General features: G+C 33.6%; 17 protein-coding genes. 14 read left to right on the top strand and 3 right to left on the bottom strand.

Annotated elements, in window-relative coordinates:
* Positions 1-1,134 (top strand): hypothetical protein, encoded by a 1,134-nt coding sequence (locus QMA06_RS03410; RefSeq protein ID WP_290205448.1) that lies wholly within the window; start codon positions 1-3, stop codon positions 1,132-1,134.
* A 78-nt stretch (positions 1,135-1,212) separates the two neighbouring features.
* Here QMA06_RS03410 and QMA06_RS03405 read toward each other — a convergent pair whose 3' ends face one another.
* Positions 1,213-1,695 carry an acyl-CoA thioesterase gene (locus tag QMA06_RS03405; RefSeq protein ID WP_290205447.1) on the bottom strand — a complete coding sequence of 161 codons (483 nt, stop codon included), beginning with the start codon at positions 1,693-1,695 and terminating at the stop codon, positions 1,213-1,215.
* Between the two features lie 135 nt (positions 1,696-1,830).
* Here QMA06_RS03405 and QMA06_RS03400 point away from each other — a divergent pair, with 135 nt between their 5' ends.
* The 3 genes from QMA06_RS03400 to nadD are packed head-to-tail and all read left to right on the top strand — an operon-like array spanning position 1,831 to position 3,929.
* Positions 1,831-2,688, top strand: coding sequence for a YicC/YloC family endoribonuclease (locus QMA06_RS03400; protein WP_290205446.1), 858 nt, complete (start codon positions 1,831-1,833; stop codon positions 2,686-2,688).
* 47 nt (positions 2,689-2,735) lie between these two features.
* Entirely contained in the window at positions 2,736-3,326 is a 591-nt protein-coding gene (gmk, locus tag QMA06_RS03395; protein WP_290205445.1) for a guanylate kinase, read from the top strand.
* 24 nt (positions 3,327-3,350) lie between these two features.
* Entirely contained in the window at positions 3,351-3,929 is a 579-nt protein-coding gene (nadD, locus tag QMA06_RS03390; RefSeq protein ID WP_290205444.1) for a nicotinate (nicotinamide) nucleotide adenylyltransferase, read from the top strand.
* A 143-nt stretch (positions 3,930-4,072) separates the two neighbouring features.
* Here the strand turns inward: nadD and QMA06_RS03385 are convergent, their stop codons facing one another.
* Complete coding sequence (locus tag QMA06_RS03385) at positions 4,073-4,432, bottom strand: YraN family protein (RefSeq protein ID WP_290205443.1); 360 nt, start codon at positions 4,430-4,432, stop codon at positions 4,073-4,075.
* Positions 4,433-4,620: 188 nt separating this feature from the next.
* Here QMA06_RS03385 and QMA06_RS03380 point away from each other — a divergent pair, with 188 nt between their 5' ends.
* Both QMA06_RS03380 and QMA06_RS03375 read left to right on the top strand, forming a co-directional pair.
* Positions 4,621-4,923: a hypothetical protein gene (locus QMA06_RS03380; RefSeq protein ID WP_290205442.1), complete on the top strand. Its 303-nt coding sequence runs from the start codon at positions 4,621-4,623 to the stop codon at positions 4,921-4,923.
* The gene (locus QMA06_RS03375) at positions 4,920-5,273 is read left to right on the top strand and encodes a hypothetical protein (protein WP_290205440.1); all 354 of its coding nucleotides are present in this window, start codon (positions 4,920-4,922) and stop codon (positions 5,271-5,273) included. The genes QMA06_RS03380 and QMA06_RS03375 overlap by 4 nt, the downstream gene beginning before the upstream one ends.
* On the opposite strand, the gene QMA06_RS03370 is transcribed toward QMA06_RS03375, so the two are convergent.
* On the bottom strand, positions 5,265-6,269 hold the full coding sequence (locus tag QMA06_RS03370) for a S66 peptidase family protein (RefSeq protein ID WP_407704291.1): 1,005 nt from the start codon (positions 6,267-6,269) through the stop codon (positions 5,265-5,267). The genes QMA06_RS03375 and QMA06_RS03370 overlap by 9 nt on opposite strands.
* Positions 6,270-6,440: 171 nt before the next feature.
* Between QMA06_RS03370 and metG the strand changes: the two genes are divergently transcribed.
* The 8 genes from metG to QMA06_RS03330 all read left to right on the top strand — a co-directional run bounded on the left by metG (position 6,441) and on the right by QMA06_RS03330 (position 15,726).
* Positions 6,441-8,516, top strand: coding sequence for a methionine--tRNA ligase (metG, locus tag QMA06_RS03365; RefSeq protein WP_290205438.1), 2,076 nt, complete (start codon positions 6,441-6,443; stop codon positions 8,514-8,516).
* A gap of 253 nt (positions 8,517-8,769) precedes the next feature.
* A complete protein-coding gene (locus tag QMA06_RS03360; protein ID WP_290205437.1) occupies positions 8,770-10,209 on the top strand; it encodes a hypothetical protein in 1,440 nt (479 codons plus the stop codon).
* Between the two features lie 148 nt (positions 10,210-10,357).
* Complete coding sequence (locus tag QMA06_RS03355) at positions 10,358-10,831, top strand: lipocalin family protein (protein ID WP_290205436.1); 474 nt, start codon at positions 10,358-10,360, stop codon at positions 10,829-10,831.
* Between the two features lie 5 nt (positions 10,832-10,836).
* Positions 10,837-11,544 carry an OmpA family protein gene (locus tag QMA06_RS03350; RefSeq protein WP_290205435.1) on the top strand — a complete coding sequence of 236 codons (708 nt, stop codon included), beginning with the start codon at positions 10,837-10,839 and terminating at the stop codon, positions 11,542-11,544.
* A 243-nt stretch (positions 11,545-11,787) separates the two neighbouring features.
* Positions 11,788-13,926 carry a Tex family protein gene (locus QMA06_RS03345; protein ID WP_290205434.1) on the top strand — a complete coding sequence of 713 codons (2,139 nt, stop codon included), beginning with the start codon at positions 11,788-11,790 and terminating at the stop codon, positions 13,924-13,926.
* Complete coding sequence (locus QMA06_RS03340) at positions 13,926-14,828, top strand: histone deacetylase family protein (RefSeq protein WP_290205433.1); 903 nt, start codon at positions 13,926-13,928, stop codon at positions 14,826-14,828. Before QMA06_RS03345 ends, QMA06_RS03340 begins: the two co-directional genes overlap by 1 nt.
* 119 nt (positions 14,829-14,947) lie before the next feature.
* On the top strand, positions 14,948-15,463 hold the full coding sequence (locus QMA06_RS03335) for a ferritin (RefSeq protein WP_290205432.1): 516 nt from the start codon (positions 14,948-14,950) through the stop codon (positions 15,461-15,463).
* 86 nt (positions 15,464-15,549) lie between these two features.
* Complete coding sequence (locus tag QMA06_RS03330; protein WP_290205431.1) at positions 15,550-15,726, top strand: hypothetical protein; 177 nt, start codon at positions 15,550-15,552, stop codon at positions 15,724-15,726.
* Positions 15,727-15,768 lie beyond the last annotated feature (42 nt).

Raw genomic sequence — 15,768 nt, 5'->3', positions numbered from 1 at the left:
TTGTCATACACGTCTAATGTATATAAAACTGTTGATACCATTCCACAAGTCTATTGGGAAAGCCTCAACTGTTGCTCTAACCTCTATTATTCACCAGAATTTTTACGTTCTTTTGAACTGGCCAATACAGATATTGAATTTAATTATATTTTTATTTTAAAAGACAAGGTAGCCGTCGCTTTTGCCAACACACAAATTGTAACCATTGGCATAGAAACTATTACTAAAAATATTACCATGTCTAATAGAATTAGACGCGTGGTTAATAATATGTTCTGTAAGAAACAAATTCGTGTGTTATTCTGTGGGAATATTTTTTTAAGTGGAGAATATGGAACATTTTTAAAACAAAACGAACCAAAAACTGAAACCTTTACAGCTATTGCTAAAAGTGTAGAACAACTCTCTAAAAATACCAATAGACTTAGTGCTCTATTTATTAAAGATTTCAAAAACGAGTCATTATATATCACTGATCATCTAAAGTCATATGATTATGCTGCTATGCACGTGGAGCCTAATATGATAATTAAGTTAAAACCAGAATGGCAGTCTTTTCAAGATTATACCATGGCACTAAAATCTAAATATCGTGTGAAAGCAAATAGAGCCGATGCTAAAAGTGAAGCGTTGGAAACCAAATTGTTTTCTGAAAAAGACATCGAAATTTATAAAAATGAACTACAAAATTTATATCAAAACACCATTGATAATGCCGATTTTAATGCCCAAATTCTAAATCTCGATACGTACAACCATCTTAAGAAAGCATTTAGGGAAAAATTTATAGTGAAAGGTTATTTTCTCGATAACCACTTAGTTGGCTTTTTGTCTGCTATGCAAAACGACACAAATCTCGATGCCCATTTTATTGGTATAGATTATGCTAAGAACAAGGAATTTTCAATTTATCCGAGGATTTTAAATGATTATGTGAGATTAGGAATTGAAACAAATTCTAACCAAATTAATTTGGGACGCACCGCATCAGAAATAAAAAGTACTTTGGGCGCAAAACCAGAAGCACTAACTTGTTATTGTAAGCATAAACGGTATTTACCAAATCTAGTGTTGAAACCATTTATTCAAAATGTTCAGATCAAAACATTTAAACAGCACCACGTATTTAAGTAAACAAACAGTTCGAAATAAAAACTACCAAACGCCATCACATCAGTTCAATAATCTTTAGAATTCATTCACAAATCGTTTCTAGTTCATTTCCATAGGTTTCGGCTTCACACCATGCTTACGGGTATCTTCTTTTGTTAATACCTTAAAGCTTTTCGATTTTGGAAACTTTTGAGCCAAATCTAACAAAGCATCTGGTAATGCTGTTAATTTTCTGGCTTTTAAGTCTATCCAAGCCCCTTGCATTTCACAATAAGCTAAGTTTTCACCTTTATGATTATAAAAATTATGCTCAAACATAAATAGCATGCCGTCATCACTTAAACCCGAAACTTCAATAGTTACCGTAATTGGTGTCCCTATAAATGATTCCTTAAAATAATACATGTGTTCATAAAAAACTACTGGGCCAACATTATGTTTCATTATTTCTGGCATAGAAAAACCTTGTTCCCCAAAGAATGACATTCTTGCGTGGCTCATAAAATTGGTATAAGCAGAATTGGCTAAATGATTATTTGCATCTACATCGCTCCAACGAATTTCAAATTGTTTTTTATACATCGTATTTTATTTTCTTATTCGATTACAAAGTTAATAAAGTATCTTATGCATGCATAATAGTTTCTAAAAAGATTATTCCATTTTATAAACCATTGGATTTTGTACCTTTGCGCAACTTTTAAAAGTATCGTTTTAATGATTCAATCCATGACAGGTTATGGGAAATCTGTACTTCAGCTCCCGACCAAGAAAATTTCTATAGAATTAAAGTCCTTAAATAGCAAAAGCTTAGACCTCAATGCTCGCATGCCTTCAATGTATCGGGCAAAAGAATTAGAAATACGAAAACTAATTGCTAAAAATTTAGTGAGAGGAAAAGTCGATTTTTCTCTTTATGTAGAAATTACAGGTGAAGACACCAGTTCTAAAATCAACAAAACCGTAGTAAACGAGTATATAAAACAACTTAAGGAGGTTGTTGATGGAGATGCTACAGAACTATTGAAAATGGCAATTCGCTTACCTGATGCGGTTACCACTGAACGCGACGATATTGATGAAGATGAATGGTCATTAATAAGCAACGGTATTAATGACACTATTGCTAAAATAGTAGACTACCGAAAAGATGAAGGTGCAATTTTAAAGCAAGATTTTACCGATAGGATTTCAACATTAAGACGATTACTAGATGAAGTCATCGCTATGGATCCAGACCGTATTGATGGTGTAAGAGCACGGTTAGAAAAAGGTATCGCCGACATTAAGGAAAAAGTAGATGAAAACCGTTTTGAGCAAGAATTGGTTTATTATATTGAAAAATTCGATATCACAGAAGAAAAAGTACGTTTAGACAATCACTTAGATTATTTTTCAAAAACATTAAATTCTGATGATTCAAATGGAAAAAAACTAGGTTTCATTTCTCAGGAAATTGGAAGAGAAATTAATACTATCGGTTCAAAATCTAATTACGCTCCAATGCAAAAATTGGTTGTTCAGATGAAAGATGAACTCGAAAAAATTAAAGAACAAATGTTGAACGTTCTATAATTTAGTTGACCATCGTAGTGCTCATTATTCAGTAAAAAACAATCAAAGTGTCAGAAATTAAAAACGAAGTACAAGGTAAACTCATTGTGTTTTCAGCGCCGTCCGGATCTGGAAAAACAACCATAGTTCGCCATTTATTAAAACAGCAAGAACTCAATCTAGAATTTTCCATATCGGCAACATCTCGCGAAAAACGTGGAAATGAAACCCACGGAAAAGATTATTATTATTTATCGCTTCAAGAATTTAAAAACCGCATTAAAAATGATGAGTTTTTAGAATGGGAGGAAGTCTATAGAGATAATTTTTATGGAACCTTAAAAACCGAAATCGCCCGAATCTGGGCAAAAGGTAAACATGTTATTTTTGATATTGATGTCTCTGGAGGACTACGTATTAAACGAAAATTCCCAGATCAAACCATTGCAATATTTGTAAAACCACCAGATTTGAACGAACTTGTAAGACGTCTTAAAGATCGCGGTGAAGAAAGTCCAGAAAAAATAAGTATGCGTGTAGCAAAAGCACCTGCAGAATTGGCGACTGCCCCTCTTTTTGATGAAATTGTAGTTAATTCTAACTTAGATGAAGCCTTAGAAAATGCTTATAATTTAGTTTCAGATTTTATAAAAGAATAATTACAGCAATAAACTTAATTTTAAATGAAAATCGGTTTATATTTTGGCACGTTCAATCCCATTCATGTTGGTCATTTAACGATTGCTAACCACTTGGCTGAACATAGCGATTTAGACCAAGTTTGGTTTGTAGTTACCCCTTTAAGTCCCTTTAAAAAGAAAAGCAGTTTACTGAACAATTACCATCGCTTAGAAATGGTACATTTAGCGACAAAAGAGTACGACAAATTAAGACCTAGTGATATTGAATTTGGATTAAAGCAACCCAATTACACCATTGACACCCTTACGTATCTTCTTGAAAAGCACCCAGAATATGAATTTGCATTAATTATGGGAGAAGACAATTTAAAAAGTTTTCATAAATGGAAAAACTATGAACTCATTTTAGAAAATCATAACATTTATGTTTATCCAAGAATATCGAAAGGCAGCATAGATACTCGATTTAATGACCACCCTAAAATTATAAAAGTGGATGCTCCTATTATGGAAATCTCGTCTACATTTATAAGGAAGGAAATTAAAGACGGGAAAAATGTACGACCAATATTACCAGAAAATGTATGGCAGTTTTTGGATGAGATGAATTTTTATAGGTAACATTCCTGCGAACGCAGGCAACCCATAAAGCAAAACCTAGATACTTAAAGTTTAGACATAATTTGTCGCAAACTATTTGAAAGTAGTGGTATAAGCATTTAAAATGCTGTAATAATTCATGAAATTGTCGTTTTCACGGGAATTTAAAAGTGATAGAAAGCATCTTCATAATGTGTAAGGCGCTCCATCTTTTTATTTTTTAATACGGCAATAATATCAAAACGGGTTTCTAAATCGATGTCATTTTCTATAATAAAAGCATCCATTGCTTTTACCAATAGTTTAATTTTATTGGGCGTTACAAACTCTTGTGGATCGCCAAAAAAATCAGAATTACGTGTTTTTACTTCTACACAAATCATAAAATTGTTATGCCTGGCAATGATATCAATTTCCGCCTTTTGAAACACATAATTACGAACAAGAATTTTATATCCCTTTTTTATAAGATAGGCTGTCGCTAGTTCTTCACCTAGCTTACCCAGTTCATTATGCTCTGCCATGCTTTCGTTTTAATTATATAGTATGCGGTATAGGACAAATAAAATTTAGGATGATTTAGTGGGTTTCAATATACAAAATTGACACTTACTTATAGCGATTTAAACCTTCAGAGTCAAAGCATTTGTTATTCAAGCACTTTAAATATCACAATAAGAATTATCTTTGATACAGCTTTAAAACTTTTGTAATGGCTAGTCATATTAAATGTCCTAATTGTGGTGTGTATAATATAAACAAAGAGTATTGTACCAATTGTAATACACTATTGTCTTTTAAAAAAAGGCGGGAAATAGAATATGCTAATGCTGAAAAAGATCGCCGTGAGCGCGAACGTCTTCAGAAAGAAGCTTCACCTTCTTTTTATGAAAAACACAAAGATCACCCCCTCTTAATCGTACGAGTTTTAGTAAAAATGTTCCGTTCGTTTTGGTTAGGATTTATTGCTATTGGAGTACTAATTGCTTGGATAATTGTAGCCGTGGCTGCATGAAAATATTAAGACATCCCTTATTTTATTTCAGCGTTTTAGTCGCTTTAGTCCTATACGTCGCACAGCGTTTAGAACTACCACTGCCTAACTGGATAACTTTTTATGTCAATGATTTTCTATGTATGCCTATTGTTTTGAGCTTATGTTTAGCCCTATTAAGAATTATTAAACAAACCGAAAAACTCTATGTGCCATTAGCTGTGGTTTTAATATTAACCATCTACTTTTCTATCTATTTCGAGTGGTGGGTGCCAAAATTTAATCCACGCTATACAAGCGATATCATAGATGTTATACTCTATATTTTAGGTGCGGCTTTATTCTTTAAACTTCAAAAAAAATTATTCTGAAAAATCTAAAGTCGATTGGTCTTTTTTAACTTTCAAATCAACAACACGTCCCAATATTAAGGCTCGATTATCTTTTTCATGACCGGCTGGCATATTAAAAACAATTGGAAAGTTATATTCTTGTAACGCATCAATAATCAGTTCTTCAATAGAAGTCCCCCAAAGCGTGGTGTTTTTTCGCATTCTCGACATATCACCAACAACAAGCCCACTCAAATTATCAAAATAACCAGCGCGCTTCATACTTTGTAACATACGATCAATATGATACTTATATTCCCCTATTTCTTCAATAAATAATATTTTTCCGGAAGTGTCAATGCTTTCTTTAGATCCCAACATGGTATGTAAAATAGTAAGATTTCCTCCAACCAATTCACCTGAAGCTTCACCCACTCTATTATACTTAGAACCTTTTAATGTATAGTTGTTTGGAGTTCCAAAAATTGCAGATTTAAAGGTGGCAACGGTCTCTTTGATATCATCTAAATCCTTGGTTAAACTTACAGCCATTAAGGCATGTAATGATTGAAAACCTTCGTTATGTACTTGATTGTGTAACGCGGTAATATCTGAATAACCGATAATCCATTTCGGATTTTTTCTAAATCTTGTATAATCCAAGTCATCTAAAATCCTCACAGTTCCATAACCGCCTCGTGCGCACCAAATAGCACTTACACTCGGATTGTCCAAAGCATTTTGCAAATCCTCGCAACGTTCTGCATCTGTACCTGCAAAATGGTCTGCTTTTTTAAAAACGTATTTACCAACAACACTATGCAGACCCCAACTTTTTAATAAATCGACGGCCTGTTGAATTTCACGTTCTCTATGTTTTAAAATTCCTGAAGGAGCAACAATAGCTACAGTATCTCCAGCTTTTAAATAGGGAGGTTGTATTAATTTTGAAGTCATTTTGGTAGAATTATCAATTATTTTTTGCGCCTGCATATCTAGATTAACAACGATAATAATCGCAAAAATAACGTACATAAAGTGTTGTCTCAAAATCATAAATAGTACTTTATGTAAAAATACATTTTTTTTCTAATTCGCTTTAATTATGATTACTTTTGTGGCTTGTAAAAAGCGAAAACACTAGTGTTTTTATATATCAAAAAACAATCTTGATATCATTTTTTAGCAAATCCAAATATAAAACTTATGAGCACACCAAAACGATATACTATAACTGCAGCCTTACCTTACACAAACGGACCTATCCACATTGGCCATTTAGCAGGTGTTTATGTGCCGGCGGATATTTACGCACGTTATTTAAGAGGTACAGGAAATGATGTAGCCTTTATTTGCGGTAGTGATGAACATGGAGTGCCTATTACCATAAAAGCAAAAAAAGAAGGAGTTACACCTCAAGATATCGTTGATAAATATCATGCCATTATAAAGCAATCTTTTGTGGATTTCGGAATTACTTTTGACAATTATTCGCGTACAACAGCAGAAATCCACCATAATACAGCTCAAGAGTTTTTTAAAACGCTTTATGATAAAAAAGAATTTGTAGAAGAAATAACCGAGCAGTTATACGATGAAGAGGCCAATCAGTTCTTAGCAGATCGATTTGTTACAGGTACATGCCCTAAATGTGGCAACGAAGAAGCTTACGGAGACCAATGTGAAAACTGCGGATCTAGCTTAAACGCCACGGATCTTATAAATCCTAAATCGGCGATAACAGGTAATGTACCAACCTTAAAAGAAACAAAACACTGGTTTTTACCATTAAATAAACATGAAGATTTTTTAAGAGAATGGATACTTAAAGGACATAAAAAAGACTGGAAATCTAATGTCTACGGTCAAGTAAAATCTTGGATTGATGACGGCTTGCGCCCTAGAGCTGTAACCAGAGATTTAGATTGGGGAATACCTGTGCCAGTTGACGGAGGCGAAGGCAAAGTACTCTATGTCTGGTTTGATGCGCCAATCGGTTATATCTCTGCAACAAAAGAATGGGCAGCACAAGAAGGTAAAAACTGGGAAGACTATTGGAAAGACGACAACACCAAACTAGTGCACTTTATAGGGAAGGATAACATTGTGTTTCACTGTATTATTTTCCCATCCATGTTAAAAGCAGAAGGGTCTTATATTTTACCAGATAATGTACCAGCCAATGAGTTTTTAAATTTGGAAGGCAAAAAACTATCAACCTCAAAAAACTGGGCGGTTTGGTTACCAGATTATTTAGTTGATTTCCCTAACCAACAAGATGTTTTACGATATGCGTTAACAGCCAATGCACCTGAGACTAAGGATAATGATTTTACTTGGAAAGATTTTCAAGCTAGAAACAACAATGAATTGGTAGCTATTTTTGGTAATTTTATTAATCGCGTTGTGGTTCTGACCAACAAATATTACGACGGCATTATTCCTGAACCTGCTGAATATAATGAAATTGACGAAGAAACTTTAGCGGCTGTAAAGGCCTATCCAGCGGTTATTTCTAGCTCAATTGAGCGTTATCGATTTAGGGAAGCTAGCCAAGAATTAATGAATTTAGCACGACTTGGAAACAAATATTTAGCGGACGAAGAACCTTGGAAAACTGTAAAAACAGATGAAGCTAGAACCAAAACTGTGATGTTTGTCGCCTTGCAAATTGCTTCGGCCTTAGCGGTTTTATCTGAACCTTTTTTACCATTTACTTCAGATAAATTAAAAAACATACTCGGTTTGCATCGTAATAACGAAGGTACTGACGGCTTACGTTGGGAGGATGTCTCAACAAAAAACATCTTAATTTCTGCTTCACACCAAATAGGAAAAGGCGAATTATTATTCTCAAAAATCGAAGATTCACAAATAGAAACACAACTCGAAAAATTGGAAGCCAGTAAAAAAGCAAACGAAGCAGCAAATAAAATTGCTGAACCACAAAAAGAGGAAATCACTTTTGAAGATTTCACCAAATTAGATTTACGAGTTGGTACTATTCTCGAAGCTGAGAAAATGCCAAAGACAAAAAAACTCTTAGTCTTAAAAGTTGATACGGGAATTGATACACGCACCATCGTTTCCGGCATTGCCGAAAGTTTCACACCTGAAGACGTCATAGGAAAACGTGTAACTGTTTTAGTGAATTTAGCACCACGGAAATTAAGAGGTGTAGAAAGTCAAGGGATGATTTTAATGACAGAAGATGACGCTGGGAATTTAGTCTTTGTAAATCCAGATATAGCTAAGGTTTCTAATGGCTTACAGATTAGTTAATATCTCAACTTTCAATAATAAACACAAGTTGTAGATTTTCATACATAGATAGCACGATTATAAGTACTAATCGAGAAAACGGTATAATTTTAATCATCTAGATTGATTTTGTTTTGGAACGGATTATTGTGATTTCTAATCAATACGCATTTAATAAAATGATGTTTAGGAAATGCTTTGATCCTAGTATAGTTCCCATGACGATCTGAAAATTATTAAATTGCAATAGGCCTAAACGAACTACTTAATTATTATGCGCGTATTATTCCTATTTCTATTAGTTATAAACTTTAGTTTTCAGTCCTTAAAAGCACAATCCGATTGGTTTTCCATTGAAACCAACACACATTCTGAAGACCAAAAATTGCGACAAGTCATTAACGTCGTTAATGAACAAACCAACGACCTTGCTGTATTCTTTAAATATAATAGGTTCATTGTTGCTCACATTTATAATTCTAGCGGCGAAATTATAAACACCATTAGAGTGGACAACCTTCCAAAATATAATCACAATTATTTTGGAACATCCATTACAGGCAATATCTATACGCTATTTTTTAAAAATGATAATGAAACAAAATATAGTGCTTTAACCTTAAATTTTGAAACCTCTGTTGCTCAGTTTTCAGATAAAATGGAAATTTCCTTAAAATCTGAAAAAGTAATAGCCACCTTTGAATACAATTCTAAAATCCATGTGCTAACAACGTTAAGAAAATCTTCAAAATTAAAAATTTACCAACTTGAAAATTTCGAAAAATTCACGGCTGAAACCTTTGACTTTTCAAATATAGATTTTGTGACCTTTAGAGGTTTTGACACCAGTTTAAATGAGATTCTAAAAGGCCCTAATGCGGACCCAAGAGCAGCAATGATTAATCACGGAGAACCAACTTCGCTCGAAATGGTTACACCATACAACAAGATCTATCTTAATAAAGATAAATTGATATTAACCAATGACGTCGATGATTTATTTACAAACGTTATTTCAATAAACTTAGAGACTAAGGGCAAATCTTATCATAAATTCCCCAAACCATCGTTCGAAAAAAGGGACCGTGGAAGTAAATCGAATTCTTATGTTTTAGACCACTATTTATTTAATATGTATGTCTCTAAAGAAAAGCTCGATTTTTCTGTTTATGATATGACAACTAAAGCATTAGTCAAAAATATTGTGATTTCGGATAAGGATTCTATTGCTTTTAAAAATTCGCCCATTATTTTAGAAGGTGGAGATTTTCAAAGTTATAGAGAACTCGATAGAACTAAACAGTTTATGAGAAAGGTATCAAACTCAAATCCTGGCATAAGTGTTTATAAAAAAAATGGAATATATGTAGTAACTTTAGGCTGTAGCGAAACAACAACGACTTCTGCATTTGCGGTGTTTTATGCTGGTGGAGCTGTCGGAGGAATTTTAGTTGGCATTACATCCTCTATTTTAACAACGAGTTTTTTAACCTATACCAAAACAAAATCTACGCGTATTGAATGTCTTTTTGACAACAACTTAAACAGTATAGAAGGCACCATTCCCGACAACGATTTCAATATCATTAATGCGTACACCGAAAGTAAACCGGATGTAAATTTTGAATTCGAATCTATATTAAAGATCGACAATAAATATGTATTAGGTTATTTTGATAAAAATGCAGAAGCTTATAAATACATTCGTTTTTAAAATAAATTATAAATATTAAACACCACGTAATCAAAATTGTCCCTCTACGTGAATACACTGTTTAGCTTATGCATTAACATTTTATGCTTATGAAATAACGCACTTATCATTGATTAAGTAATTTTGAATTGAAACAAAACATGTAACAATGAAAAAAATAGCTATCATACTTATTACCTTTTGCTTTTTAGCTTGCGGTGCCTCAAAAACAGTTCGAGATTCTAGAAAGACCATTAAAGGAAATTGGACCTTAACGTCCATAAAATCATCGGCGATTGGAGATATTAAAATTACCCTTCTTAATGATGCCGACAAGTCCTGTTTTGAAAACAGTTCTTGGCAATTTATTCCTAATAACAATACTGGGGTTTATACCCTTTCTGGTATGAATTGCTTTAACGAACAACGTTATTTCGCATTTACAATTGACGAAGTTGTTGACGAAGCTACCGGACTATACAATTTTTTATTAAAGCCTACAAATGAGAAAGGACGATCTGATACCAACGCAGGATTTAGATTAGAACTTACCTCGATGACTGAGACTGCAATGCAATGGCAGCAAGTTGTCACTTTAGATGGAAAGCCCGTCACTATTAACATGAACTTTACAAAATTTTAAACATTATGAAATTAACGAATTATAAATCGAATTTAGCCATAACCTTATCTTTACTTTTAGTATTGATGACCAGCTGTAAAGCTGTAGATAATGCTAACAACAAACAAAAAGGCGGCGTCATTGGTGCTGCTGGGGGAGCCATTCTTGGAGCTATTATTGGAAACAATGTTGGCGACGGTAATAATAGCGAATTAGGAGCTGTTATTGGTGGTGTTGTCGGTGGTGGCGCTGGAGTGCTTATCGGTAGAAAGATGGACAAACAAGCCCAAGAAATCGAGAATGAAATACCGGGAGCCACTGTAGAACGTGTTGATGATGGTATTGTTTTAACCTTCGATGAACAAAGTGGAGTCTATTTCGACACTGAAAAGTACAATATCAATGCTAAGTCTCAAGAAGCTCTAAATAAATTAGCAGGTGTATTTACAGAATATCCTGACACTAATATTTTAGTCGTTGGGCACACAGATAATACTGGTAATGATGCTTATAATATGACATTATCTAAAAACAGAGCTCAAGCCGTAACCAATTATTTAACTGATCAAGGATTGAGCAATGGTAGATTTACAACACGCTGGTATGGTGAAGAACAACCTAAATATGACAATAATACTGTCGATGGCCGTTCTAAAAATAGACGTGTGAATATTGCAATTTTGCCTAATGAAAACATGGTAAATGAAGCTGAAAAAGAAGCAGGAATGAACTAATACCTTATGTTAAATCATTCAGCTTATAAAGCTGAGTTAAATATCTTTCAGACCTTATAATTCCTATAATTATAAGGTCTTTTTTTACGATGAATCTAACTTGACATTTTGTTTTCTACCGAAAATGTGAGGAAATTTGTTCAGATGAAACTATTTTTGAAAGGTAAAGCATCGCTACGCATCAGATAATAGCTGAATTATGGATGAATTTGATCCATATTTTAGGAACTAGAAAAAATCAATATGAGTTCAATAATAAAATATATAGCCCAACATACTCAAATACCAGAAAACAATGTTAAAAGTACGGTTCAACTATTAAATGAAGATTGTACCATCCCTTTTATTTCACGTTACAGAAAAGAAGCTACAGGAAATTTAGACGAAGTTCAAATTGGAGACATTGTTAAATATAAAGAACAATTTGAAACCTTAGAAAAACGAAAAGCGACCATATTAAAAACTTTGGAAGAACAAGATGTTTTAACCTCAGATTTAAAACAAAATATTGAAAACACCCAAGAGTTAACGACGCTCGAAGATTTATATCTACCATTCAAGAAAAAGCGAAAAACAAAAGCTGAAACCGCTCGTAAAAATGGCTTAGAACCCTTGGCTAAAATTATAATGAGTCAATCGCGAGATTTTAGAAAAAATGATTTAGAGACTACAGCTTATAGATATTTAAAAGGCGATATTAAAACTATTGACGACGCTCTAGAGGGTGCCAGACATATCATTGCTGAGTGGATAAATGAACGAACTGATATTAGAAACAGTTTACGAAATGAATTAGAACGCCGTGCTCAAATTTCAACTAAAGTCGTAAAATCGAAAATAGCTGATGAAAAGGCACAAAAATTTAAAGATTATTTTGATTGGTCTGAAAGTTTAAGTCGCATTCCATCACATCGTTTATTAGCTATATTAAGAGCAGAGAGTGAAGGATTTATTCGTGTAAAAATTGAAATTGATGATGATCGAGTTTTAGAACGGATAGGCAATAAAATCATACGGAGTAAAAATGCCTGTGCCGATCATATAGAATTGGCGATTTCCGATGCTTATAAACGTTTATTATTTCCATCTTTAAGTAACGAAGCCTTAAGTAAGGCTAAAGAAATGGCGGATGAATCGGCCATAACGGTTTTTGCAAAAAACCTAAAACAATTACTATTAGGCTCACCAATTGGCGAAAAACGAGTTTTAGCCATAGATCCTGGTTTTAGAACCGGTTGTAAAGTGGTTTGTCTAGATGCACAAGGCAATTTAACGCACAACGAAACTATATATCCACATGCCCCAAAAAACGATAGTATTGGTGCGATAAAAAAGATTTCATCGTTGGCCGAAGCTTATAAAATTGAAGCGATTGCTATTGGCAACGGTACAGCATCGAGAGAAACAGAGGCGTTAATTCGAAAAATCCATTTTAAAAACGACGTTCAAGTGTTTGTAGTTAGCGAAGCTGGTGCAAGCATTTATTCAGCTTCAAAAATTGCACGAGAAGAATTCCCCAATTATGATGTTACCGTTCGAGGCTCGGTTTCTATAGGCAGACGGTTACAAGATCCATTGGCGGAGTTGGTAAAAATTGATGCCAAATCCATTGGGGTTGGGCAATATCAACATGATGTCGATCAATCTAAACTTCAAAATCAACTAGATATGGTGGTCGAGAATTGTGTGAATTCGGTTGGTGTAAATATTAATTCAGCAAGCAAACCTTTATTGAGTTATGTCTCTGGTATTGGACCTAAATTAGCTGAAAATATTCTTGATTACAGAATGAAATATGGGGTTTTTAAATCTCGAAAAGATATTCTTAATGTACCGCGTTTAGGTGGAAAAGCATTTGAACAAAGTGCAGCGTTCCTTAGAATTAAAGACGCTCAAAATCCTTTAGACGATTCTGCTGTTCATCCAGAAAGCTATACCATAGTTAAACAAATGGCAAAAGACGAAGGTGTTTCTCTTAAAGAGTTAATTGGAAATAAATCGGTACTTCAAAAAATAGATTTAAAATCTTACGTTTCAAAACAAGTTGGATTGCTTACGCTTCAAGATATAATAAAGGAACTTCAAAAACCTGGTATAGATATTAGAGAAACCGCCAAAGTATTTACATTCAATCAAAATATAAAAACCATCACCGATTTGCAAGAAGGTCAATTATTGCCAGGCATCGTGAATAACATTACCAATTTCGGCTGTTTTGTCGATGTTGGTATTAAGGAAAGTGGACTGATTCATGTGTCCAATTTATCCGATAGTTTTGTAAAAGATGTGAATGAACATGTGCACTTACACCAGCAAATAATTGTCAAGGTTTTGAGTGTTGATGTTGCTCGAAAACGAATTCAATTAAAACTTCATAAATAATGCTCCAAATAGCTTTTCATCCTATTTACAAACATCCATTGCCTGAAGGCCATCGCTTTCCTATGGAAAAATATGACTTATTGCCGAGACAGCTTTTATATGAAGGCACGTGCACGGAAGCGCATTTTTTTGAACCCCAAAAACCTAATGACAAACATATTCTTGCTGTCCATACACCTGAGTATTACTATGACTTGGTCAATTTAACCTTAAATCAACGTGCTGCCAGAAAAATAGGCTTTCCATTAAGCGAAAATTTAGTTGAACGCGAAGTAATTATTGCAGATGGCACTATAAAAGCGAGTGAATTTGCAGTAAAGCATGGTATTGCCATGAATATTGCAGGAGGAACTCACCATGCTTATACCAACAGGGGTGAAGCATTTTGTTTACTCAATGACCAAGCGATAGGTGCGCGCTATCTTCAAAACAAGGATTTGGCAAAAAAGATTTTAATTGTAGATTTAGATGTACATCAAGGCAACGGAACAGCAGAAATTTTTCGGAATGACAGTTCTGTCTTCACATTTTCTATGCATGGCAAAAGTAACTACCCCTTCAAAAAAGAAATCAGTGATTTGGATATCGCTTTAGAAAATGACACTGAAGATGCTACTTATTTGAAAATATTAAAAAACACATTACCAAAATTAATGGAAGGACAACAACCCGATTTTATCTATTATTTATGTGGTGTAGACGTTATTGCATCAGACAAATTAGGAAAATTAGCCTTATCTATTGAAGGTTGTAAAACTAGAGATCGGTTTGTATTAGAGCAATGCAAGATTAACCAAATTCCCGTAATGTGCAGTATGGGAGGTGGTTATTCGCCAGACATTAAAATGATTATAGAAGCACACGCCAATACATTTCGTTTAGCTCAGGAAATTTACTTTTAAGCTAAAATTATTCTAATATTTAACACTTCTTGAAAACTAAAACGCCTACCGTGGCAATTTTCAATAAATTCTTCATCGGTAATTTAACTATCCTTATATTTGTGTAAAACACAGTACATATGCTATCAAAATCCATAGAAACCGCATTAAATAAACAAGTTAGAATTGAAGCTGAGTCTTCACAAATTTATTTGGCTATGGCAATTTGGGCTGAAGTCAAAGGATTGGAAGGTATTTCTAGTTTTATGTACAGTCAGTCAGATGAGGAACGTGAGCATATGTTAAAACTCGTAAAATTCATTAACGAACGCGGCGGACAAGCACATATCTCTGAGCTGAATGCACCAAACGTAAAACATAAATCTTATAAAGAAATGTTTGAAAAACTTTTAGAGCACGAAATATTTGTATCTGAAAGCATAAATGAATTGGTTCATATTTCATTACAAGAAAAAGATTATGCCACACACAATTTCTTACAATGGTATGTCGCCGAACAGATTGAAGAGGAAGCTATGGCAAGAACTATTCTTGATAAAGTAAAAATGATAGGTGACGATAAAGGTGGCTTGTATTTGTTTGATAGAGATATACAACAAATGACCATCACCTCTGCTGCGGAAACGCCTGAGTAATAAAATGTTAAAAATTATTTAGATTAAATACAAATAGTTATTTTTGTCTTCTGAACTTAAAAATTTCCTTTTTAAGAGCATTAAAGATGGGCAAAAAGAAGAAAAATAAAAAGTTAAAAAAGAAACGCATTAAAGAACTTGAAGCTTCGGGAATTGAAGCTCTCGGTAAAGTAAAGTCCAAATGCTGTAAAAAGTATAAAAAGGCAGAAAATAAGCGCTGTAAAAAATGTCCTTGTTTTGATTTACTGAAGAAAGTAGCTTAAAATTTTTTGATATCTTTTATAAAAATAGACATAGCGGCCTCA

It is taken from the genome of Winogradskyella bathintestinalis (assembly GCF_030407435.1).
GTDB classification, from domain to species: Bacteria; Bacteroidota; Bacteroidia; order Flavobacteriales; family Flavobacteriaceae; genus Winogradskyella; species Winogradskyella bathintestinalis.
This window is presented reverse-complemented; position numbering and strand designations above follow the sequence as displayed.